Source organism: Streptomyces sp. NPDC006743 (genome assembly GCF_040703815.1).
Taxonomy (GTDB): Bacteria; Actinomycetota; Actinomycetes; order Streptomycetales; family Streptomycetaceae; genus Streptomyces.
The window spans coordinates 184,158-206,170 of sequence record NZ_JBEYJA010000001.1; the positions used below are offsets into that span (position 1 = coordinate 184,158).

17 protein-coding genes are annotated in these 22,013 nt (G+C 74.4%); 4 read left to right on the top strand and 13 right to left on the bottom strand.

What is annotated here, in order from left to right:
- Nucleotides 1-91: 91 nt before the first annotated feature.
- The 4 genes from ABZ719_RS00745 to ABZ719_RS00760 all read right to left on the bottom strand — a co-directional run bounded on the left by ABZ719_RS00745 (nt 92) and on the right by ABZ719_RS00760 (nt 8,554).
- Nucleotides 92-5,707, bottom strand: a complete 5,616-nt coding sequence (locus tag ABZ719_RS00745) for a DNA-binding protein (protein WP_366723083.1) — start codon at nt 5,705-5,707, stop codon at nt 92-94.
- Nucleotides 5,708-5,893: 186 nt separating this feature from the next.
- Nucleotides 5,894-6,763 carry a DUF4132 domain-containing protein gene (locus tag ABZ719_RS00750; RefSeq protein ID WP_366723084.1) on the bottom strand — a complete coding sequence of 290 codons (870 nt, stop codon included), beginning with the start codon at nt 6,761-6,763 and terminating at the stop codon, nt 5,894-5,896.
- Nucleotides 6,764-7,049: 286 nt separating this feature from the next.
- The gene (locus ABZ719_RS00755; protein WP_366723236.1) at nt 7,050-7,592 is read right to left on the bottom strand and encodes a cysteine hydrolase; all 543 of its coding nucleotides are present in this window, start codon (nt 7,590-7,592) and stop codon (nt 7,050-7,052) included.
- 137 nt (nt 7,593-7,729) lie between these two features.
- A complete protein-coding gene (locus ABZ719_RS00760; RefSeq protein WP_366723085.1) occupies nt 7,730-8,554 on the bottom strand; it encodes an alpha/beta hydrolase in 825 nt (274 codons plus the stop codon).
- Nucleotides 8,555-8,611: 57 nt separating this feature from the next.
- Here ABZ719_RS00760 and ABZ719_RS00765 point away from each other — a divergent pair, with 57 nt between their 5' ends.
- On the top strand, nt 8,612-9,157 hold the full coding sequence (locus ABZ719_RS00765; protein ID WP_366723086.1) for a MarR family transcriptional regulator: 546 nt from the start codon (nt 8,612-8,614) through the stop codon (nt 9,155-9,157).
- 106 nt (nt 9,158-9,263) lie between these two features.
- Here ABZ719_RS00765 and sigJ read toward each other — a convergent pair whose 3' ends face one another.
- Entirely contained in the window at nt 9,264-10,178 is a 915-nt protein-coding gene (gene sigJ, locus ABZ719_RS00770) for an RNA polymerase sigma factor SigJ (RefSeq protein WP_366723087.1), read from the bottom strand.
- A gap of 101 nt (nt 10,179-10,279) precedes the next feature.
- Between sigJ and ABZ719_RS00775 the strand changes: the two genes are divergently transcribed.
- A complete protein-coding gene (locus ABZ719_RS00775) occupies nt 10,280-10,648 on the top strand; it encodes a hypothetical protein (RefSeq protein WP_366723088.1) in 369 nt (122 codons plus the stop codon).
- A gap of 114 nt (nt 10,649-10,762) precedes the next feature.
- Here the strand turns inward: ABZ719_RS00775 and ABZ719_RS00780 are convergent, their stop codons facing one another.
- Together ABZ719_RS00780 and ABZ719_RS00785 are read right to left on the bottom strand one after the other, a co-directional pair.
- Nucleotides 10,763-12,295, bottom strand: a complete 1,533-nt coding sequence (locus ABZ719_RS00780) for a carboxylesterase family protein (protein ID WP_366723089.1) — start codon at nt 12,293-12,295, stop codon at nt 10,763-10,765.
- Between the two features lie 215 nt (nt 12,296-12,510).
- The gene (locus ABZ719_RS00785) at nt 12,511-13,716 is read right to left on the bottom strand and encodes an erythromycin esterase family protein (RefSeq protein WP_366723090.1); all 1,206 of its coding nucleotides are present in this window, start codon (nt 13,714-13,716) and stop codon (nt 12,511-12,513) included.
- Between the two features lie 79 nt (nt 13,717-13,795).
- Here ABZ719_RS00785 and ABZ719_RS00790 point away from each other — a divergent pair, with 79 nt between their 5' ends.
- Nucleotides 13,796-14,587 (top strand): TioE family transcriptional regulator, encoded by a 792-nt coding sequence (locus tag ABZ719_RS00790; RefSeq protein WP_366723091.1) that lies wholly within the window; start codon nt 13,796-13,798, stop codon nt 14,585-14,587.
- Between the two features lie 160 nt (nt 14,588-14,747).
- On the opposite strand, the gene ABZ719_RS00795 is transcribed toward ABZ719_RS00790, so the two are convergent.
- The 5 genes from ABZ719_RS00795 to ABZ719_RS00815 all read right to left on the bottom strand — a co-directional run bounded on the left by ABZ719_RS00795 (nt 14,748) and on the right by ABZ719_RS00815 (nt 19,240).
- The gene (locus ABZ719_RS00795; protein ID WP_366723092.1) at nt 14,748-15,971 is read right to left on the bottom strand and encodes an MAB_1171c family putative transporter; all 1,224 of its coding nucleotides are present in this window, start codon (nt 15,969-15,971) and stop codon (nt 14,748-14,750) included.
- Complete coding sequence (locus ABZ719_RS00800) at nt 15,961-16,440, bottom strand: hypothetical protein (protein ID WP_366723093.1); 480 nt, start codon at nt 16,438-16,440, stop codon at nt 15,961-15,963. The genes ABZ719_RS00795 and ABZ719_RS00800 overlap by 11 nt, the downstream gene beginning before the upstream one ends.
- Before the next feature lie 290 nt (nt 16,441-16,730).
- A complete protein-coding gene (locus ABZ719_RS00805) occupies nt 16,731-17,207 on the bottom strand; it encodes a hypothetical protein (RefSeq protein WP_366723094.1) in 477 nt (158 codons plus the stop codon).
- Between the two features lie 156 nt (nt 17,208-17,363).
- Complete coding sequence (locus tag ABZ719_RS00810; RefSeq protein WP_366723095.1) at nt 17,364-18,794, bottom strand: MFS transporter; 1,431 nt, start codon at nt 18,792-18,794, stop codon at nt 17,364-17,366.
- A gap of 32 nt (nt 18,795-18,826) precedes the next feature.
- Entirely contained in the window at nt 18,827-19,240 is a 414-nt protein-coding gene (locus ABZ719_RS00815; RefSeq protein WP_051813452.1) for a RidA family protein, read from the bottom strand.
- A gap of 297 nt (nt 19,241-19,537) precedes the next feature.
- Between ABZ719_RS00815 and ABZ719_RS00820 the strand changes: the two genes are divergently transcribed.
- The gene (locus tag ABZ719_RS00820) at nt 19,538-20,308 is read left to right on the top strand and encodes a metalloregulator ArsR/SmtB family transcription factor (protein WP_366723096.1); all 771 of its coding nucleotides are present in this window, start codon (nt 19,538-19,540) and stop codon (nt 20,306-20,308) included.
- Nucleotides 20,309-20,564: 256 nt separating this feature from the next.
- On the opposite strand, the gene ABZ719_RS00825 is transcribed toward ABZ719_RS00820, so the two are convergent.
- Nucleotides 20,565-21,971: an FAD-linked oxidase C-terminal domain-containing protein gene (locus tag ABZ719_RS00825; RefSeq protein WP_366723097.1), complete on the bottom strand. Its 1,407-nt coding sequence runs from the start codon at nt 21,969-21,971 to the stop codon at nt 20,565-20,567.
- Between the last annotated feature and the right edge of the window lie 42 nt (nt 21,972-22,013).

Below are 22,013 nucleotides of genomic sequence, written 5' to 3' on the forward strand. Positions count from 1 at the left end.
GCGCCCATGGGGGCCGGCGGCCCGTCCGGAGGCCCGTCCGGAGGCCCGAGTCCGGCCGCCTCCCGCGCGGTGCTCACAGCGCAGGGCGCGGTCAGGGGCGCCTTCGGCGGTCGCGCGGGCGCGGTACGTCGATCTCGTCCAGGCGGGGTTCGTCCCCGTCCAGGACCCGCTGCCAGGCCTGGCGGTAGAGATCGGCGACGGGCCGGGTGGGGACGACGACACCCAGGGCGGGCTTCTCGCCGTGGAGCAGGTCGTACAGCGGCAGCTTCCACCGCTCCAGCGGTGTGTGCGGTGCGGCGAGGGCCAGCCAGCCGCCGGGCAGGAACAGGGAACGTCCCGCTCGGGTGCGGGTGCCCCGCACCACGAGAGCGGTCGCGGCGAGTTCGGCGCGGGCCGCGCGCAGCCGGGCCGTCCCGCCGCGCTGCTGCGACCAGCCGGTCCAGCGGGCGGTGTTGCGGTCGGTCGGGTCCGGCAGGGCGACCAGCATCAGGTAGAGGACGGCGGCGTCCTCGCCGATGCCGTACCGCCCTGCCGCGTCGGCGACCAGGCCGGGCACGGACAGGGCCGGGTTCTGCGGCCACCACGTGCCCCCCTCGCCGGGCCCGCCCGCCGCCGGTGCTCCGGGGTCGGCGAGCAGCTTCGCGAACCGCTCGTCGTGGACCACGCGGAGCGCCGTCTCCTCGGCGGTCGGGCCCTCCCCGGGGAACAGCAGCGGCAGACGCGGGTCGCTGCCGGTCTCGTCCAGCAGTACCGGACGGATGGCCGGATGGACCGCCTGGCTCCCGGTGCCGAGGATGCGGGTGCTGAGCACGACCGCGCCGTAGCGCTCGAAGTCCTCGCCGGTCTCCGTGGGCTCACCGAGGATCCGGCGGAACTCGTCGAGACCGTTCCACCTGTCCATGCGGATCAGCAGGCCCGGATGGGCCAGTCGCTCGCGTACGGCGGCCAGGACCCGCGGGAGGGTGGCGCGGAGCGGGTCGCCGGACGGGAGACGGTGGGCGAGCCAGGCGGCCAGGGCCACCGCGCCCTTCAGCTCGGCGGAGCCGAAGCCGCGGCCCTCGGCGGACGGAGCGCCGTAGCCGGTCATGCGCCATTCCAGGTCGCGGGTGAGCTTCGGTTCGCCGTCGGCGTGCAGGAAGGCGTGCAGCGCCTCGTACGGATCCCACCACGACGGGGAAACAGTGCGGACCGCGTCGTGCAGGACGTCCTCGTCGAGGGGGGTGCGCCGGCCCACCCGCTCGTTCCACACCCTGGCCGCGGCGCTCGCGTCGGGGCCGTCCGTCCACAGCCGGGCGGGTTCGGCGGGCAGCAGCGCCGCCACGACGGCCCGGCGCGTGTCGCCGTCGACGGTTCTGAGGATGTCCTTGGCGATCTGCGCGTCGGCCGCCTTCACGCCGATACTCTTCAGCGTCCCGGCGGGGACGGGCACGCGCTCGTCGTCGATCATGGGCAGGCCGGCGACGACCAGGCGGGCCATGGTGGGGGTGACCCCGGTGAGGCGGGCGAACTCCTCGGCGGCCCCCGGGTGCCACGGTGCGGGGCCGCGTCCGGCCAGGTCGGCCCGGAGGGCCGCGAGCCAGCCGGGCGCACGCACCGGCCCGGCGGTGAACGGCTCGGCGTGTACCAGGGTGTAGGGAGCGGGCACCCGGAACCGGCCTTCCGGGTCGTGGTGGATGACGTCGAACTCGCGGCCCTCCGTCGCGGGCAGGGGCGGCCGGTCGGGGAAGCTGTACCACCGGCCGGGGAAGAGAAGGAACTCGCCGCCTCCCAGGTCCAGTACGGAGGCCGAGGACGGGACCGGCGGCAGGGCGTCGGGACCTTCGAACAGGTGGTCGGCCAGGCGCAGCCGGGCGCGGCGCCAGTGGCCGGGCCCGGGTGCCGACAGGTTCTGGTCGTCCAGTTCCGCGAGGAAGCAGTCGAGGACCTTCCGGTCGTCGTCCGCGGTGGCCGCCGAAGCGGCTCGGAGCGCCACGGTGGCGGGCAGGGTGGACAGCCCCCACCAGTTCAGGCGGTCCAGCGGCTCCGTCCGGGCCATGGTGACGTGCACGTGGCCGGCCGGGACCGGCTCGGTGCGGCCGCGCAACGAGCGGCCGATCAGCCGCAGCGCGTCCACCAGGTGGTGGCAGTGGTCGTAGTAGACGCTGCGGCCCATGAAGGTGCCCAGCAGGCCGAGGCCGTCCAGCACGGCCGCGAGCGTCGCGTCGCCGGGAACTTCTCGGACAGCGGGGGCGGCATGGGTGAGGGGGGCGGACGTGGGGGCGGGGGCGGCATCGGTGCCGGGGGTGGACGTGGGGACGGGGGCGGCATCGGCGCCGGGGATGGACATGGGGACGGGAGCGGCATGGGTGCCGGGCGCTCGGTCGGCGTCCGAGCCGAGGAGCCGGTCCGAGCCGGCGTCGAGGGCGCGGTCCGAGCCGGTGCCGGGGGCGGGGGCGCGGTGCGAGCCGCGGCCGGTGGCCGGGCCCGGACCGGTCGGCTGCTCGTTCCGGGGGTTCTCCCCCGGGCGCTCGTCCGGCGCCGTCCGGTCCTCGTCCGTGTCCTCCCCTCCCCCGGCGCGGCCGCCCGCCGGGCCGAGCCGGGCGGCCGCCGCATCGAGCCGGGTGCGCGCCGCGTCGATGGTGCGCTGGTGGGTGGCGGCGAGCCGTACCACGCCCGCGATGCCCGCGCGCAGTGCCTCACGGGTGACCTGCGGCAGCAGCGTGCGGATCAGCCCGGGCAGCCGGTCCCGGCCGGCCGCTCCCGCCTGCTGCGGGGCCGGGCCGCCTCCCGTCCCGGGGGCGGCGCCGGCGGGGGCGTCGTCCTCGGGTGGCTCCGCCACGGCGGCTGCCAGGAGCGCCGCCGCGGTGTCCTCGTCGATCCCGCGCAGCGCCGCGGAACCCCGCGGGTCGCGCGGCTGGAGCAGGTGCCAGTAGCGCAGGGGCGGCAGCAGCGCGCTGCCTGCGGCGAATCCCGCCCTGCGGCCCTGTGCCGCTGCCGAGGGGGTCTGCTCCGGGAACTGGGCCATCAGCGTGCCGTCGGCGTCGTACAGGCTGACGGGGGCGCCGTCCTGGACCACCGCCACCGGCCGGTCGGTGCCGGGGAACTGGAGCGCGTGCCACAGCTCCCGGGTGATCCGGTGAGGTGGCGTCTGCCGCACGACGACCGAGCGTCCGGCCAGGTCCTCACCCCGCAGGGAGCCGTCCGGCAGCTCCACCACCCGCCAGCCGACCAGCCCGTCGACCGGGGCACACAGCGGGCCGGGCGCGGCCGAAGGGGCGGGCAGCAGGCGGCTGTTCCTCGCGAGGACGCTTCCCGGCGGGGCGTCGCGCAGACCCCGCGCGAACCACTCGGGCATGGCCGGTGCGCCGCAGGTGCCGGTGAGCGGGTCGTACGCGTACCAGCCGTCGTCCCGCACCCAGTAGGACGTCCCGTCGCTGATCACCGGCAGTTGCTCCGGTACGGCGGTGTCCCCCGGGCGCAGCACCCCCGTACCGGTGGTCAGGCCGCCGCCGGGCAGCGGCAGGGCGACGGAGGGCATGTGGCGGCCGTACTCCCGCATGGAGTCGCAGCGGACGGCGGCAGGGTCGGCCGGGAACGGGACCGGGGCGCTGCGCTCCCAGTAGCCCTGCTTGTCGGCCGGCCACGGCGGGCTCCACCACACGAACAGCTCGCCGTCCACGTAGCGGCAGCCGACGGCGCCCAGTCCCCAGACCGAACGCTCGCCCGTCACCTCGGGCGGCAGACGCAGTTCGTGCGTGTGCACGGTGCCCCGCGCATCGATCACCCGGGCGTGTGTCCCGGTCAGGACGACGAGATGGGGCCAGGCGTCGGTGACGTGGACGCCGCCCGGCCACTGCCCCTCGCCCGCTGCCGCGACGGCCTCCTCCCAGGCGGGCCAGCCCAGTTCGTCGATGATCCCCGAGCGCAGGCTGCGGGCGAGCGCCGGGGCCATACCGGTGCTCAGGGCCTCCCGTACGGCGTCCTCGGCGAGTGCCAGGGTCTCTCCCGGCAGCCAGTCGAGCGGTTGGAGCGGGCGGGCGTAGGAGGCGGAGAACCCGGCCAGTTCCACGGGGATGTACCGGCGGGCGACCTCGGCCGCCCATTCGGCGAGCATCGGGCGTCCGCCGGGGGAGGCGGCCAGCACGGTGAGGGTCCGCAGGTCGTCCTTCCCCCGCCCGGTGGGGCAGCTGCGCCGGAACGCCGGGCGGAAGCGGCGGTCGGCCTCCAGCGCGCGCAGGTCGCGCCGGTTCTCGTCGGCCGCCCACCGGGTCAGGGAGAGTGAGTGCCTGGGCCCAGGGTCCGCCACCGGTACGCCGAGGGCCAGCAACTGGTCGAGGAGGTTCACGTCGTGGACAGCCGGCAGGGGTTCGCCCCGGACACCTGGTCCGGCATCCGGTTCCGCGTCCGGTCCGGCACTCCGTCCAGCGTCCGGTCCGGCACTCCGTCCAGCATTCGGTTCCGCATCCGGACCCGCCTCCCCGTCGGGTCGCGGGTCGGTGCCCGGCTCCGGGGACGCCACGCGGTGCGGCCCCGTGGGCGAATCGGTCCGCATCTCGGTGCGCAGCGCGTCGGCCATGCGGTCGATGAGCGGATGCACCTCGGCCGGCGTGTGCGCCCCCACCAGTCGCAGCAGCCTGCGGACCCACCCGGACGCCCCGTCAGGGGGGCGCACTTCGGCGGGCAGCGCGGTGTCGCACAGACCGGCGGTGGCGCCGGTGTCCTCCAGCAGGGCGAGCCACTGCGGCAGTTCGTCCCTCTCCCATCCGGCGGGCATGAGCCCCAGCAGGACCCCCCGGAACGCGGGCTCCTCGCGGGTCAGTTCCAGCAGTGCCCGCCGGTGCGCCTTCCACCAGCCGGGAGGCGCCTTCTCGGTGCCGGGCTGCACCAGCATCTCGCGCAGATGACCCGTCTCCTGGGTGAGCGCGTCCTTGCCCGCGACCTCCTTCGCCAGCCGGCGCAGCTCGCCCGCTCCCGGACTCGACGGAGCCAGCCCGTGCTCCGCGAGCCGGACGAACAGCCCGCGCAGGTGCCGGAAGGCGGTCTCCGGTGCGACCCGGGAGGACAGTCCCTTGGCGTAGCTGGAGAGCATGTTCGCCGGCACGGCCCCGGCCAGGGAGAACTCCAGGAAGACCGCGTCCATGCGCCCCTCGTCGAACGGCAGCGCGTAAGCGGTCTCGGCCTTGCGGGCGTTGACGAACATGAGGGACGCGTACCGCTTCTCGTCGGCGGCCAGGAACACCCGTCCCGCCTGCTCGTAGAAGGTCGGCAGGAAATGCGGCACCGCTCCCGCGAGCCGTTCACCGATCGCCTCGTAGGCGGCGCGTGCCTTCTTCGGCCGGGAGCGGGCGGTCCGCGCGATCGTGTCCATCTCCTCGGCCACGGACATGGCCAGATGTCCGTCCGCGGGCTGGTGGACCAGCACCCATTCCGGGAAGCCCAGTGCCCGGGGCCGTCCGAGACCGACCTCGACGGCCTCGCCCTCCGGTTCCAGGCCGAGGAAGCCGGCGCCGGGGTCCTGTCCGGGTTCCGCCGCGACCAGGCGTACGACGAGCCGGTCGTCCAGGGCGGGATGCCGGTAGGCCTGGGTGAGCATCGGCACGGCACGGGCGCCCTCGGGGGCGGCGGCCCCGGGCGGCAGTACCGCACCGGCCCGCAACAGCTCCTCGGTCGCAGCCTCGGCCACCGCCTCTTCTGCCGTGGTTCCGTCCTCGGTGACCGAGCCGTTCATGACTTCACGCCTTCCGTGCATGCCGTGCGTTCCGTGTGGTGGTGCCTGGATCCCGGGGGTTGCCCGCGTCGCGCAGCCTGCGGTGCGCGCGTTGCTTCCGGTGGCCGCGTCGCGTTCGGTGTCCTCGTTGCCGTCGGCACCCGCGCGCGTCGCGGTGTTGCTGGTGTTCCCTGTGCGCCGAGCGGGTCAGGGTGTGCCCGCCGCGGCCGCGGTACGGCCGCCGGCGTGCAGGGCGGCGGCCATGCGCATGCCCTCGGACCAGGCCACCGGGCCGACTTCGGCCGCCGGGATCGCGTCACCGGGGCGGAGGCCCCAGGTCAGTTCGCGGGTCCAGGCCTTCTCCTCGGTGTACGGATCGCCGATGGCGACCGACGCGGTGAGGGTCCGCCCCTCCTCGCGTATGCGGTCGGTGGCGTACTGCCCCGTGACCTTGTAACCGAGCGCGGTGGCGCGGGCGGACAGGCGGAACCAGGAGCTGTACTCGGCGTCGGTGAACTCCGTGACCGCGCGGGCGCCGGGGTCGAGCACCTCGGGCTTGCGCCACACGGCACGTCCGAGCTGTTCGACGCCCTGGACGGCGCCCGCTTCGGCGGCGCGGGCGCGCAGCGCCTCCAGGTCCGGGAGCAGGACGGGGTGCGGCACGGTCACGGTGCGGGCGGAAAGGTGGACGGATGCGCCGTCCGCGGTCTCCAGCCGCAGGGTGCCCGGGGCGTGGACATCCCGCAGGAAACCGACTTCGCCGGGGCGTTCACCGGCCACGACGAGGTCGCGCAGCGCCGCCCTCCATGCCTCGTCGGGCCACACCTGGGCCAGCAGGATCGCCGGCACCGGCAGCGACGACACCATCCAGGTGTCGACCTGTGCCACGCAGGCGGCGGCGTGCCGGTCCAGCCACTCGGCGAGCCGCCGCAGCTCGATCACCTCCGGTCGGTCCCGCAACTCCGCCGGCAGGGTCCGCGACCGCACCGGCGCGGACGGCCCGGACGCGGGCCGCGCCACCACCCGCCCCCGGACAAGGGCGATCTCATAGTCCTCGCCCGCCGCCAGCCAGCCCATGGTCGCCCTGCCTTCTCTCTCGTCCCTCGCGTCCGGAAGGCGCCGCAGCGCACCGGACGGTCCGGGCCGGCCCGCTGCTCTGCGACGACGACGAAAGACTAGGACCACGCACTGACAGTCCCCCCTCGGTCCGTTCGCCGAACGGGCCCTCGGCGGAACCTCAGAAGCGCACTTGCGCAAGTGAACTGACGTTACGTCAGGTCCGCGATCCGTCACCCTGCGGGCAGCGCTCCCGTCGCCGCGGTCCTGGTACGGGGCGCGAAGGTGCCGTCGCGTGGGGGAACCGCTACCGGGAAGTCACGCCCTCCACCCACTCCTCGACGCTGACCACGTCCGCCCACTGCGGGAACAGCTTCTCGGTGAGGAACCGGTGGACCTCGGCGTCGAGGTCCAGGCAGGCGTCGGCGAGGACGGTGAGGCCGAAGTCCAGGTCGTTGGCCTGGCACAGGGTGTGCAGCACGACGGCGCTGGTGGCGATGCCCGTGAGGACGAGACTGTCGATGCCGCGCGCCCTGAGCACCACGTCCAGGTCGCTGCCCGAGAACGCGCTCGCCCGCCTCTTCGTGACCACCACCTCGCCGGGCAGGGGCGCGACGTCGGGGTGGATGGCGGTGCCGGGGTCTCCCTCGACGTGGAGCCCGGCGCGCGCCACGGCGCTGAGTGCCCTGTTGCGAGGGGCGACCTCCGGGAAGCCCGGACGCAAGGCGATGACCACGTAGATCACGGGGATGCCGGCGGCCCGGGCGGCGTCGATGGCCCGGCGCAGGCGCGGCAGGTACCCGGAGCCGTCGTCGGCGAGGTCCACGACGGCCCGCTGGACGTCCATCACGAGGAGGGCACTGTTCGTACGGCCGCCGTCAGGCGCACGGTCGCCGGTCGTACGGTCGGCGGCCGTACGACCGGTGGGCAGGCGACCGGCGGACAGGCGGTCTTCGGACGGACGGTCTTCGGACGGACGGTCGCTGGTCACACGGTCTCCAGGAAAGAGGTCAGTTCGGCGTCGAAGCGGGCCGGGTGCTCCATGTTCGGGTAGTGCGCCGCGTCCGGCACGGTGGTGGCGCGTCCGTCGGGGACGAGTTCCACCAGGCGGTCGGCCATCGCGAGGTGGTCCGGTGCGTCCAGCGCGCCGTTGACCGCGCACACGGGCACGGCGATACCGGGCGCCCGCTCCCAGGTGGCCGTGACCGGCACCCGGTGGTCCGGCTCACCCGCCGTGTGCTTGCCGAGTGTGCCCAGTGCCATCTCCCGCACCCTGCTCAGGACGCCGGCATCGACATCGGCCAGGTCGCGGTGCGGGCCGGCGGTGAAACACTGGAAGGCGTCGGCCCAGCCGGCCACGTCGCCGGCGGCCAGCGCCCGCTCCTCGGCGGCGAGGACGTCCAGCGCCCACGGGTCCTCGAAGACGGGCTCGCTCGTGCCGACGCCGCTGACGACGACCGCGCGGACCAGGTCCGGGTGTTCCAGCGCGCAGTCGACGGCGGTGGCTCCGCCCATCGAGACGCCGACGAGCACGGCCGGGGCGGCGTCCAGGGCGTGCAGCAGCGCGGCGACGTCGTCGACGGGCCGGTACGGACCGGTCGCGTTGTCCGAGCCGCCGTGTCCGCGGGCGTCGAAGGCGATGACCCGGTGGCGCGGGGCTAACGTCCGGATCTGCTCCGCCCACATGCGGTGGTCGAGGAAACCGCCGTGCAGCAGGACCAGGGGCGGCCCGGAACCCGCCTCCCGGTAGACGAGACGGCCTCCGGCGATCTGCAGCGAACGGATCGGAACGGCTGAGAGATCGGCATTCATGACAACCAAGGTGTCAGTTCCCGCGCACCTTGGCAACCGGGGTGTCATGATGAAGTCATGGCGGACGAACGCACCGCGGCCCCCGCCGCGCCCTCCCCGGACGAGCTGGCCGAGCGCCTCACGGAGGTCTTCGACCTGGTCGGCCCGCTCTACCGGCGGGTCCACCGCAAGGTGGAACAGGCAGCGCCGGACGCCGGGCTGTCGGTCGGGGTGCGCGCGGTGCTCGATCTCCTGCGCACCGGCGGGCCGATGACGGTGCCGCAGATGGGACGGGCACAGGCGCTCAGCCGGCAGTTCGTGCAGCGCATGGTGAACGACGCGGCGCGCTGCGGCCTGGTGCGCAGCGTCGCCAACCCCGCGCACCGCCGCTCCTCGCTCATCGAGCTGACCGACGAGGGCCGCACGGCGATCGGCGCGGTACGGGCTCGCGAACACGCCCTGCTGCGCCGGGTGGACGGTGGTCTGAGCATGGCGGACGTCGACGCCTGTCTGCGCGTCCTCGGCGCGATGCACGCGCTGTTCGAAGACGTGGACGTGGACGGAGCCGGGGCCGCGGAGGGGGGCCGCGACGGAGCCGGGGCGGCGGAGGCGGCGGGGACGTAACCGGAGCCGCGGAAGGGGGCCGGGGCCCGGGGCGTGGCCGAGGGTCTGGCCGAGGGCGGGGCCGGGGGCCGAGGTGGAACGGGGCCGGGACGGGGAACCGGCTCCTCTACCCTTCCGCCGACCACGACCGCAGTTTCTCCGGGTTGCGGACGACCCAGATCCGCGTGACGCACCCGTCCACGACGTCGAACGCGGCCACGGTCACGACGGTGCCGTCCCGCACGGCCACCAGCCCCGGCGTGCCGTTGACCGACCGCTCCAGGAGTTCGAGTCCCGGGGCCCGCTCGGCGATGGCGACCATGTACTGGGCGATGCGCGCGCCGCCCTCGACCGGGCGCAGGACGGCGCCGGCCATGCCGCCGCCGTCGGCGGTCATCACGGCAGCCGGATTGAGCGCACCGATGAGCGCGGCGATGTTCTTGGTCTCCCAGGCCTCTTTGACGTGCCGCACCACATCCGCCTGTCCGGGCGTCGTCACCGGGCGCGCGGCGCTCACCCGCCGCCGGGCGGAGGCCGCCAGTTGCTTGCAGGCCGCCGGGGACCGGGCCAGCACGCCGGCGATCTCGGCGAACGGGTACCGGAAGACGTCGTGCAGGACGAACGCCACCCGCTCGGCGGGCGTCATCGACTCCAGGACGACGAGGAAGGCCATGGTCACCGACTCGTCGCGGACGATCTGGTCGGCGGGGTCCGCGGGGCCGGTGGCGCCGGTGCCTCCCGCGCAGGCCCACTCACCGCGCTCGGGCAGCGGCTCGGGGAGCCACGCGCCGACGTAGCGTTCACGGCGGGCCCGCGCCGAGCCGAGCAGGTCCAGGCAGATGCGGCCGGTCACGGTGGTCAGCCAGGCACCCGGTGACAGGATCTCCGCCTGCCGGCCGGGCGGCAGCCCGTACCAGCGTGCGTAGGCGTCCTGCACGGCGTCCTCGGCCTCGGTCACCGATCCGAGCAACCGGTAGGCGACGTTGATCAGTTGACGGCGCTCGCCGGCTGTCCCGTCCGTACCGGTCCCGACAGTCCCCATGCTTGCGGCCGCCCCCTCGCCTTACCTTTCGCAGGCCCGCGTCGTCGGGCTGGTGAGACCTTATCGATCCACTGCCCGAGGGCGGAAAAGGGGACTGTGACATGGCCACTGAGGTGACGACGGACGCACGCCGCGGCTCTTCGTTCGTGCAGGTCGCGGTCGCCCTGCAGACCCTGACCATCTTCCTCCAGGCGGTCTCCGCCGGGCTGCTGCTGACCGCGTCCTACGGAGAGACGCTGCACAGCGTCGGGGCCCGTGTGATGTACGGGGCGTCGATGCTGTACGTGCTCGCGGCGGTACTGGCGTGGAAGCCGGGCGGCGGCTCGTCCCGCCCGGTGTGGCAGGCGTCGGGGTTCCTCGTCCTCGCCTCGGTGCAGGTGGTGCTGGGCATCGCGCACGTCCCGTCGGTCCATCTCCCCCTGGGTGTCCTGATGTTCGGTCTGAGCGTGCTGGCGCTGGCCCGGCGCTGAGGCGGACCCGGCCGTCCGCCGGCGCGGGCCGCCGGGACCCGGCCGGCCCCGGCCCGCCGGACCGGGCCCCGGGCGTACTCCTGGCCGTACACCGCGTGCCGGCGGGCCGTCTCGTCAGCGTCCCGCGGCGGGCGAGGTCTCGTACGGCTCGAACGGGACTCCCCGCCACAGGGCGCGCACACCGGAAGCGGCGTCATCGGTCAGGTGGTCGTCGGGGACGGCCCACGCCTGCACCGGGGTGGCCTCGGCGGTGACCGCGGGCCAGCCCGGGTCGCCGTGTGCCGCGAAGTCCGCCCATGCGCGCAGCATCCGCCGGGACAGGGCCCGGTCCTCGTCGTCGGGGACGGCGCCGATGAGGAAGGCGGCGCCGTCCGCGTCCAGGTTGCCGAACGCGAAAGGAACGTCGGCGGTGTGCCAGGGCCGGGTCCCGCCGCCCGGCGTGCGGCGTCTGCGGGCGAAACGGGAGAGGTACGCCCGTCCGCCGGCGCGCGCGTGGTGCTCGGCGAGCCGGCTGCTGTACTCGCCGAACCGGGCGTCGCCGAAGAGCGCGAGGTACCGGTCGAGGACCGGGGCGCCGGGCCTGAGCGCACGGTATCCGGCGACCAGCCGGGCGGGGACGCCGAGAGCCGCGGCGAACTCCAGGAGTCCTGACTCGGTGGTGACCTCCCGCACGCCCGCGATCTCGTGCAGGAACCAGTACTCCTCCAGGGTGTGGCACACCAGGAGGCCGACGTCGCGGCAGGCGCCGGTGGCGAGCGCGCGGAGCGGGTCGACGGGCAGCACCTCGCCGTCGAGGACGGGCTGGAAGAGCACCGGCTCGTACGCCTGGACCGCCGTCGCGGGATCGTCCGCGCACTGCCGGGCGACCTCGTCGCAGGCCGCCACCAGGCGCCCCGGCGAGGCGGAGAGCAGGCCCTCGGCCGTCGGGGCGACACCGGCCCCGCCCGCGATCCTCGACGTGAGCGCGGCGGCGACGGCAGGGGTGAAGAAGGCGCTGGGCACGCTGTGGGCGATGGCCCCGCGGAACAACCCGCGCGCCTGCTCCATGGCCATCAGACAGGCGACCGAGCCCGCTCCGGAGGAGTGCCCGGCGACCGTGACGGCGGCGGGGTCACCGCCGAACGCGGCGATGTTCTCCCGCACCCAGCGCAGAGCGGCCACCTGGTCGAGCAGCCCGCGGTTGTCGGGGAATCCCGGTACGTGGCCGAACCCCTCGAAGCCGGTCCGGTAGTTGCAGCTGACCACGACCAGCCCGGCCCGGGCGAGCGCGGAGCCGTCGTAGTCGGGCTGGGCGGAGGAGCCGAAGGTGTAGGCACCGCCGTGGATCCAGAACAGCACCGGCAGCGGGCCGCCCTCCCGTTCCTCGGGCACCCACACGTTGACGGTGAGCACGTCCTCGTCGCCGGGACGCCACACCGGCGCGCCGGGCAGCCGCGCCGACTGCGGGGCGACGGGCCCGAAGTCCGTGCCGTCACGCGTCCCGCTCCAGCCGGGGGCGGGCCGCGGGCCCCGGAAACGGTGGGGGCCGAAGGGCGGGGCCGCGTAGGGGACACCGAGGACCGCCACCACGCCGTCGACCGATCGCCTGCCGCGCACACGGCCGCCCGTCGTCCGGAAGTCCGGCCCCGCCCCTGACGTCTGTCCCATGGGGCACGAGCCTCCCACAGTCGTCCGCTTCCGTCCGCTTCCTCTTCGGCCCCGGCTTCGGTCTCGGTTCCGGCTTCGGTCTCGGTTCCGGCTTCGGTCTCGTTTCCGTCTTCGGTTCTCGGTTTCGGTTCTCGGTTTCGGTTTCCGGTTCCTTCCGCTTCCGTTTCTGCTTCCGCTTCCGTCCCGCGCCATGACTCTTCCGCTTCCGCCCCGCGCTATGACCGCGATACGTCCTTGACGAACACGAGGCCGTCGGTGGACGCCAGGTGGGCCGGGTCGAAGGGGGCGTAGCCGAACCACGGGGACCGGCGAGGCACCGGGCGGCTGTCCCCCAGGACGGCGGCCAGGCGCCGCGTGTCGATGACGCAGCGGTCCTCGGGGAGCGCGTACAGGAGTCCTTCGAGGGTGTCCTGCGGCGGTGCGTCCACCCCCTGCTCCCGGAGCGTGCCGAGGGCGGTGGCCACGAAGGCGTACTGCTCCGCGAGCCGGGCACCCGCCAGCGCGCCGGCGCTCCACCATGCGATCGGCCCCTCCCACATCCGCACCGTGCTCTTCTCGCGCTGGAGGTGGGAGTTGTGGGCGTGGACGAGCACGGGGCCCCGTTCGGCGAGGGCGAGGAGGTTGCGGGCCATCATCGCGTCCCGCAGCGCGCACAGCCGGGCCATGCGGGACGGGGAGGTGTCGGCCGTCCGCCAGTGGTAGCGCAGCAGGCCCGTGGCGGTGCGCCCGTACAGGCGGGCCCGGTCCCACTCGTCGCGCGAGGTGACCGCGAGCAGGTGCGGCGTCTGCTCGTCGAGCAGCGCGACCAGGTCGTCGGCGAGCAGCCGCAGCCGGCCGGCCTCGGCCGACCGTCCCACGGACCGGGCCGGGTCCGTCATCACGGCGGCGTCGGTCCACCGGTCGTCGGCGCCGAGCAGCCGGTCGAGTGTCTCCGCGGTGCACGGGAGCAGGTCCGCGTCCAGGTGGGCGCGGAGGTAGCCGTGGAGTGCGGTGAGGGCCTCGCGGGGGCTCGCGGCGCCGGTCATCTCCAGCGGGCCGTCGAAACCGGCGAAGCGGACCCGCTCGGATGCGGGCCTGCCCTCGTTGTGGGCGCGCATCCAGCGCACCAGTTCCCGGTTGGGCGCGCAGACGTTGAACCACTCGTGGCTGAAGCCGCGTTCCATGACGTCGTCGAGAGAGCCCGTGCCCGAGGTGACGTAGTCGTCGACGATCAGGCCCTTCAGGCAGTCGCTCTCGATCGCGATGGTCCGGTAGCCCTCCTGCTCGACGAGTTGCCGGAAGACGTCGTTGCGCAGGCCGAGCAGGGCGTCCTGGCCGTGGGCGGGCTCGCCGAGGGCGAGCAGCCGGGGCCGGGCCGGAAGCAGCGCCATGACGGCGGCGGCGTCGACGGCATGGGCGGTGTCCTGGATGTCGGTTGCCATGGCTTCCACGCTATCGTTGAACTTTCGTTTGAGACTTTTCTCAGTCGCTCGCGGCAACGGCAGGAGCACGGCGCGAAACATGGCGCGGAACCTTCAAACGGGGGGTCGGCTCAGGCCGGTCGATCTGGCACGGGAGCACGGGCTGTCCACCCAGGCGGTCAGGAACTACGAGGAGGCAGGCATCCTTCCGGCCGCCGGCCGCACACCCCACGGCTACCGCGTCTACACGCCGCTGCACGCGGCGGCGCTGCGCGCGTTCCTGGCGCTGGTGCCCGGCCACGGCCACGGGACGGCGGCGTCGGTCCTGCGCGCCGTGCACCAGGGGGCGGTCGACGAGGCGTTGCGTCTCCTCGACGTCAGCCACGCCCAGCTCCTGGAGGACCGCCGGACCCTGGAGGCGGTGGAGAGCGCCCTGCGCGATCTGGACCCCGCCGTGGTGGCGGGAGCCGGGACCGGGGCCGGGCCCGCTTCCGGTTCTTGTTCCGGTTCCACTTCCACCTCCGCTCCCGGCTCGGGTTCCGGCTCCGGCGGCACGTTCATCGGACCGCTGGCGAGGAAACTCGGGATCCGGCCCGCGACGCTGCGGGCCTGGGAGCAGGCCGGGCTGGTGCGCCCGCGCCGCGACCCGCGGACCGGGTACCGCGTCTACGACGCCGCCGACGTACGGGACGCCCTGCTGGCGCGTCAGCTCAGACGGGGCGGCTGCCCGCTGGAGCAGATCGCGCGGCTGATCGCGCAGGTGCGGGCCGCGGGCGGCCTCGAGCCGTTGGAGGCCGCACTCGGCGACTGGCACGGCCGGCTGTCCGCCCGCGCACGGGCGATGCTGGCCGGGGCCGCCGGGCTGGAGACGTACCTGCGCGAGCGCGGATGACAGGCGCGGACGGTCACCGCGCGACGCACCCGGTGCGGAAGGCCACCGCTCGCAGGCGCCCGGTGCGCACGGTCACCGCGCGGGGAGGCGCGGCGCGGAAGGCCACCGCGCGGGGAGGCCGGGACGCGTCCCGGAGGCGTCCGGACGCCTCCGGTCGCCGTCATGCGGCGGGGCGGCTCGCGGTCCGGGCCGGCAGGGGGTACGGGGGCAGGGGGCGGCGACGGTAGGCGTCGGCGACCCGCGTCAGGAAGTCCGTCTCCGCCGCCACGTCCGCGCAACTGGGCTGCGGCAGCCGGGCGGAGTGGGCGAGCCGCGGACGGCCCGCCAGTTTCGCACGCCGTGCGGTGTGCAGCATGCGTGCGACGGCGGCCGCCTCGCGGTCCTCACCGCGCGCGGCGAGCTGCCGGGCGTCCGGACCGGCCGGGCGACCGTCCGGACCCGCCGGTGGCTCGCGGTCCCCGGCGGGCACGAACCCGTCCGAGGGGACGTACTCGCGCAGCACGAGGATCGCGTCGCGGATCTCCACGATCTTCCGGTAGACGATCAGGTCCCGGGGACCACGCGGCCACAGGATCTCGAGGAGGTGGTGACGCGGCGCGCACAGGGCGACGGAGGGCACCGCGGCGATCAGGTCCCGCCACAGCGGGTCCAGTCGGCGCAGCACCCTGATGTCGCCGGCGGCCCGGCGGGCGTCGAGCAGGGTGGGGACGGCGATCGAGGCGGCCCGCAGCAGTCCGTGCAGCCCCATCGTCGCGGAGAGGCAGACCGGGATCCACGGGGAGCGCACGTGGATGTACAGCAGGTCGGCGATCCAGAACAGGCCGGCGAAGGCGGTGCCCAGGCCGAACAGCGCCAGGCTCGTGCGGGACGGCCCGGCGCTGCCGCGACGGCTGTAGCGCCGGCACACCACGACACAGGTGCCGTCGGCCGCCAGGTGCATGCAGACCAGCGTGAGCCAGAAGACCAGGGAGGGCTCGGGCGCGCCGTGCGGGCCGATGACGTCCTGGCTGTGCGGGGGTGCCGAGACGTCGAGGTACAGCAGCGTCAGCAGGCAGAACACGCCGCCGAGGTGCAGCCAGAGGCGCGGTGGGCCGCCGCCCGTCACGGTCAGCAGGAAGTCGAGGACGACGAGGGCGGACAGTGCTCCCAGCAGGTGCATGGCCAGTTGAGTGGCGCGCGGGTCGCCGGTGACGAGGTCGATGGCCCGGGCGACGGGGCCCAGGCGCAGGGCCATGGCGGCTGCGGCGGCGGCGACCGCCAGGCACAGACCGCGCTGCCGGCGGTCGCGCCGGGCCGCCGGTATCCGCAGCAGGACCGCGATCCAGATGGCCGCCACACCCGCGTCCTCGACGAGGCCGGCGGCCGAGGCCAGATCAGCGCGCATGGGGACCGCCGACCCCCAGGGCGGCTTCGAGGTTGCCCAGCACACCCGCCGACGGCGAGCTGCGCGGCCGGTCGGCGGCGGTCTTGATGAGGCTCGCCAGCATCTCCGCCTCCTGTTCCTGGACCGTGGTGTAGCTGGTGCGTCCCAGGAGCCGGCGCACGGTGCCCGGGCTCAGGTCGGTGAACACGTCCGCGAGGCCGGCCTCCGGGGAGGCGGGGGAGGAACCGTGGTCGAAGAGGAGATGGGCGATCTCGTGCATGATGATGTGTTCTTGGTGCAGCGGCGTGGTCCGCGTCTCGAAGAAGATGTGGTCGTCGGTCTCGGTGGCGAGCCACAGTCCGCAGGCCGAGTTGCCCAGCGCGGCGGGGGGAAAGGCGTGCACGTTGATGGGCCGTCGGCGTTGCCGGGACAGGTGTGCGCAGAAGGTGTCGGCGGAGAACGGCCGAGGGAGGTCCAGGGTGTCGACCACTGCCTGACAACGGCGGCGGAGTGTACTGAAGTAGTGCGGCATGCGGGTGCCTTCGCCTCGTGTGGGGGGACGGTGACGGGAAGGGTGCACTCTCCGAGTCGCTCGTTCTTCGAATCGTCCGGACCCGCAAATGCTTCGGCACGACACCGAACCGGGTCAACCGGGTGATCTTCGCTCCCGGTGGGATCCGGCCACCCCGCCACCGGTCCCGGACAGCCGCGGCCGGAGCGGACGCGGGTCCGGCCGCAGGTCCGGACGCGGGTCCCCCCGCGGACCCGGCCGCGGGGATGTCAACTGTCCGGCTCGTTCTCGCCCGGTGCGGCGACATCCGGGAGCTGCTGGATCCGGCGCGCCTCGTTCACCATCGTGAGCAGGGCGTCCAGGGTCTGCGGGGACAGTCCGTCGGCGCGCAGGGCCAGGTTGCGCACGCGCGCGTCCCGCAGCGCGGAGGCGAGCTTGAGCTGCGCGCTGACCCGTTCGGCGGCCTCGTCGTCGAAGAAGTACTCCGGCGGGACACCGAAGAACTGGGCGAGGACGTCGAGTTGCTCCAGGGTGAGGTTGCGTTTCTTGCCGGTGGCCAGCTCCCAGAGGTAGGTCGCGGAGATCGTGCCGCCCGTGGTCTGTCTTATCTGGGCGGCGAGTCTCGCGTACCCCGGTCGCTGCCGTTCATCCGGATAGAGTGCGACGATCAGGGCGCGCAGACGTTCGTCGAACCGGGCGAGCAGCGGCCGGCCGCCCTGGCCCCGGGGAAGGTCGCTCTCCATCATCAGCCGTCCTCCGCTGGTGACTCGGCCCCGGCCGGGACCGTCCGCTGTACCGGTCGATGCTACCGGCTGACGGAGGGAAAGGTCCGCGACAGCGGACAGGACGGCCGGTGAGACCCGTCTCCCCCGCGCCAGGGGCCCCAGTGGCACCAACGGGGTTCAGGCGGCGCCCGGTTGCCTGCCGGGTCCCCGTCCCACCGCGGTGACGGCGACCAGGACGCCCGCCAGGAAGCAGCAGCCGCTGATCACGGATCCGACGCGCATGCCGGTCTCGAAGTGCGCCTGGGTGGCGACGAGCGAGCCGAGCAGGGCGACGCCGACCGCGCTGCCCACCTGGCGGCTGGCGTTGAGCACGCCCGACGCCACGCCGGACCGCTCCGCCGGCGCCGATTCCACGACCGCGGCCACGGCGGCGGGCATGGTGAACGCCGTACCGAAGCCGATCGCGGCCAGGGGCAGCACCAGCACCCAGTACGGGGTCGAACTCCCGGCGACCAGCAGGGCGAAGAAGCCGGCGGTGCCGACCAGCAGCCCCAGTGTCATGGGGGTGCGCGGGCCGCTCCGGGCCGTCATCCGTCCGCCGAGGGCGGAGGCGAGGCCGGCCATCGCGGTCTGGGGCAGGATGGCGAGCCCGGCCCACAGCACGGCGTAGTGCCGGTACTGCTGGAAGTAGAAGGTGACCACGAACAACTGGCCGTAGAACCCGATGTTGAGCAGCAGGCCCACGGCCGTGGCGCCGGAGAAGGAGGGGTGGCGGAACAGGGAGAGCGGCAGCATGGGATTACTCACGCGCCCCTCGACCAGCAGGAACGCCGCCCCGCACACGGCGAACAGGACGAACGCGGCCACGACCAGCGGCGTCGACCAGCCGCGGTGGCCGCCCTCGATGATGGCGAGGGTCAGGGCGCCGAGGGCCAGGATGCCGAGGATCTGGGCGGGCAGGTCCAGACCGCGTTCGCCGCGCGGCCTCGGCGCGATCACGTGACGGGCCGTCAGCACCAGTCCCAGCAGGCCGAACGGGAGGTTCACGTAGAACACCGAGCGCCAGCCGAACGCCGAGACGAGCAGGCCGCCGAGCACCGGCCCGGACGCCGCCGCGATGCCGCCGATGCCGCCCCACACCCCGATGGCGCGGGCACGGTCCTCCTTGCGGTCGTAGGAGGCGTGGATGAGCGCCAGGGAGGTGGGCACGACGAGCGCCGCGGACAGCCCCTGGAGCAGGCGCATCACCACCAGGAACCACAGGGACGGGGCGATGCCGCAGCCCACGGAGGTCAGCACGAACAGACCGAGCCCGGCCTGGAACACCGGTTTGCTGCCCAGCCGGTCGCCGACCGAGCCGGCCGAGAGCAGCAGCCCGGCGAACACGATGGTGTAGCCGTCGGCGACCCACTGGGCGCCGGTCAGGTCTCCGCCGGTGGCGAAGTCCTTGCCGATGGGCGGCAGCGCGACCGTCACGATCGTCGCGTCCAGCATGACCATGAAGAAGCCCAGGCAGAGCGCGACCAGCGGGAGCCGGGACGCGGTCTTCGGAGCCCGGGGGTCCGCGGTGGCGACCGCGGCGGGAGGGTTGACGTCGTCCAGGGACATCGACGTTCCTTCGTTTCGTTCCGGGCCCGGCATCAGGCCAGTCGTGCCTTCACCTCGGCCGAGTCGCGGACGGCGATCGCGTCGAGTTCGACGGCCGCGCCCAGCGGCAGCCGCTCCACCATGAAGGCCGTACGGGCGGGCGGGTCCGTCTCGAAGAACTCGCCGTACACGGCGTCGAAGGCCGGCATGTCGTCGTAGGTGGTGAGCCAGACCCGCATGCTCACCACGTCCCCCAGGCCCATCCCGGCGGCCTCCAGGGTGGACCGCAGGTTCTCCAGTGCGCGGCGCCCCTGTCCGGCCACCTCGTCCGCGACCAGTTTCCCGTCGCCGTCGACGCCGAAATGGCCCGCCAGATAGGCGGTGTCGCCGACTACGACACCCGGCGAATAGCGGTAGCCGGGCACCTTTCCCCGGACGATCAGCTCGCGGCCCATCAGCACCTCCACGAAATCACGGTGATACCCCGCGGACCCGCTTTCCCGGCGTGCCGGGGCGGTCCGCACCAGGGGGAAGCGGTCGTTCGCCAATCTAGTGCCGTAAAGCTTCGGGCCAGGTCGAAATGTGCTGGCAGCGGCCGTCCGGCGCACTGCGGCGGGGCAGCCGCCGGCCCGTGCGGGCCTGCCGGGGCGGGGTGAAAGCGGCGCGAAATCGACGCGTGAAACGTTCCGGCGGTTCGGTCGTGTCCGGATCGGTGACAGCATGGACATCCGAGAAGGCCACGGCACCGACTGTTCGGGAGAGTCATGCGCGACTTGGCGGGAGACGCGAATTTCCTCACTCCGGCCTCCCTCATCGGGGACCAGACCAGGGCCCGGATCCTGCTCGCCCTCCTGGACCAGCGGGCGCTTCCGATGACGATGCTCGCGGCGGAGGCCGGCGTGGCGCCGTCGACGGTCAGCGGCCATCTGGCCCAGTTGGTCGACGGCGGACTGCTGACGGTCCGCAGACAGGGACGCCACCGCTATTACAGCCTCGCCTCGGCGGAGGTCGCCCACGCGCTGGAGTCCCTCGCCAACCTGGCGCGCCCGTTCACCCCGCGGTCCCTGCGGTCCGGGACACGGGCCGCCTCCCTGCGCCTGGCCCGCACCTGTTACGACCATCTGGCGGGCCACCTCGGGGTCGGCGTGATGCGGGCCCTGCTGGAGCGGCGGATCCTGGTCGGCGGCGACGGGCTGCACGACCCGGCCCGCTCGGTGCGCGACCGGCTGTCCGCGCCGGGCTGGGACCTCGTCTACGAGGTCACGGAGGAGGGCTGGCGGATCCTGGACGAGGTCGGGGTGAAACCGCCGCGGACGACCCGGCCGACCGTGCGCTACTGCGTCGACTGGACCGAGCAGCGCCACCATCTCGCGGGCGCGGTGGGCGCCGCGCTGCTCGACCGGCTCCTGGAACTGGGCTGGGTCGTCCGGGCCTCCGGCAGCCGGGTGATCAGGGTCCCCGAGGAAGGGGCCCGCGGCCTGCGCGACTGGCTGGGCCTCGACCTCCAGGAACTGCGCACCCGCGCGGCGGCCTGAGCACGCGTTCCCGGGCGAGGGCGGGCCCGCGGGGGACCGGCCGCGGCCCCCTGCGCCGTGGTCGCGTCCGCTTGCGCCGGGGCCGGGGCACGGGTGCGGGTCCGTCTTCGACACGCACCGTAGGGGCGCGTCCTCGGTGCATGCCGTACGGGTATGTGCTCAGTACACGCCGTACGGGCGCGTCCTCAGTGCATGCCGTACGGCGCGCCCTGGGTACTCACCGTGTGGGCGTTTCCCAGCTCGCGGCGCCGGGTGATCACGGCCGGTCCGGGGCCAGGACCTTGCCGGGGTTGAACAGACCGCTGGGGTCGAGGGCGCGTTTCACGGCGTGCTGCAGGGCGAGGGCGGCGGTGCTCGACTCGCGCCGCAGACCGCCGCGTTTGAGCAGGCCCACGCCGTGCTCGGCGGTCACGGTGCCGCCCAGGGAGAGCGCCGCGTCCATCAGTTCCTCGAAGACGCCGTGCACGCGGGCGAGGGCCGCCTCGCCGGGGCCGGGCACGATGATCAGGGGGTGCAGGTTGCCGTCCCCGGCGTGCGCGATGTTGGCCACGGCGACGCCCCGGGAGGCGGAGATCCCGGCGATGCGCTCCAGCATCTCGGGGACGCGGCTGCGGGGCACGCACACGTCCTCGGTGAGCACGGGCCCGCGGCGCGCCAGAGCGGGGTACGCCAGACGCCGGGCCTCGAACAGGGCGTCGGCCTCGACCGGGTCGGTGGACACGTCGGCCCAGGTGGCGCCCGCGCTCCGGAAGCAGTCGAGCAGGGCCCGGCCCTCCTCCTCGGCGGCACCGCCGCCGGCGTCGCTGCGGGCGAGCAGCAGGGCCGCGGCGCCGGGCTGCAGCCCCGTGCGCTTCCACTCGTCCACGGCCTGCAGGCAGTGCCGGTCGACGAGTTCGAGGGCGGCGGGGGTCAGTCCGCGGGCCGCGACCGCCGCGACGGCTCGCCCGGCCGCGGTCAGCTCGTCGAAGAAGCCGACCACCGTCACCGGCGGCTCGGGCCTGCGCGCCCGCAGCCGCAGCGTCACCTCGGTGATCACCCCGAGGGTGCCCTCGGAGCCGGTGAACAGCCCGCGCAGGTCGTACCCCGCCACGCCCTTGACCGTCCGGCCGCCCAGCCGCACCGCCGTACCGTCGGCGACGACGGCCTCCAGGCCCAGGACGTAGTCGCGGGTGACCCCGTACTTCACGCAGCAGATGCCCCCGGCGTTGGTCGCGACGTTGCCGCCGATCGTCGACCACGCGGAACTCGCCGGGTCGGGCGGGTACCACAGGCCGTGCTCGGCGCAGACCCGCTTGAGGTCGTCGTTGACGACGCCCGGCTGCACGGTCGCGGTGTGGTCGTCCACGTCGACGGCGAGCACCCGGTCCATCCGTTCGGTGGCGAGCACCAGACAGCCCTCGACGGCGTTGGCCCCGCCGGACAGTCCCGTGCCCGCCCCGCGCGGAACGATCGGCACACCGAGTTCGGCGCAGGTGCGCACGACGGCGCACACCTGGGAGGTGTCCCGGGGCAGCGCCACCGCCCGGGGCCGCCCGAAGGGTGCTCCCGCCGCCTCGTCGTGCAGATGGCCCTCGGTCACCTCCGCGCCGGTCAGGACGCGGCACTGCGGGACGCGGGCGCGCAGAGCCGCCGTGAGGGTGTCGCCCAACGGGTCTTCAGGCATGGCGAGTTCTCCTCCTCGGGAGGGGTGTGGCAGACAACGGTG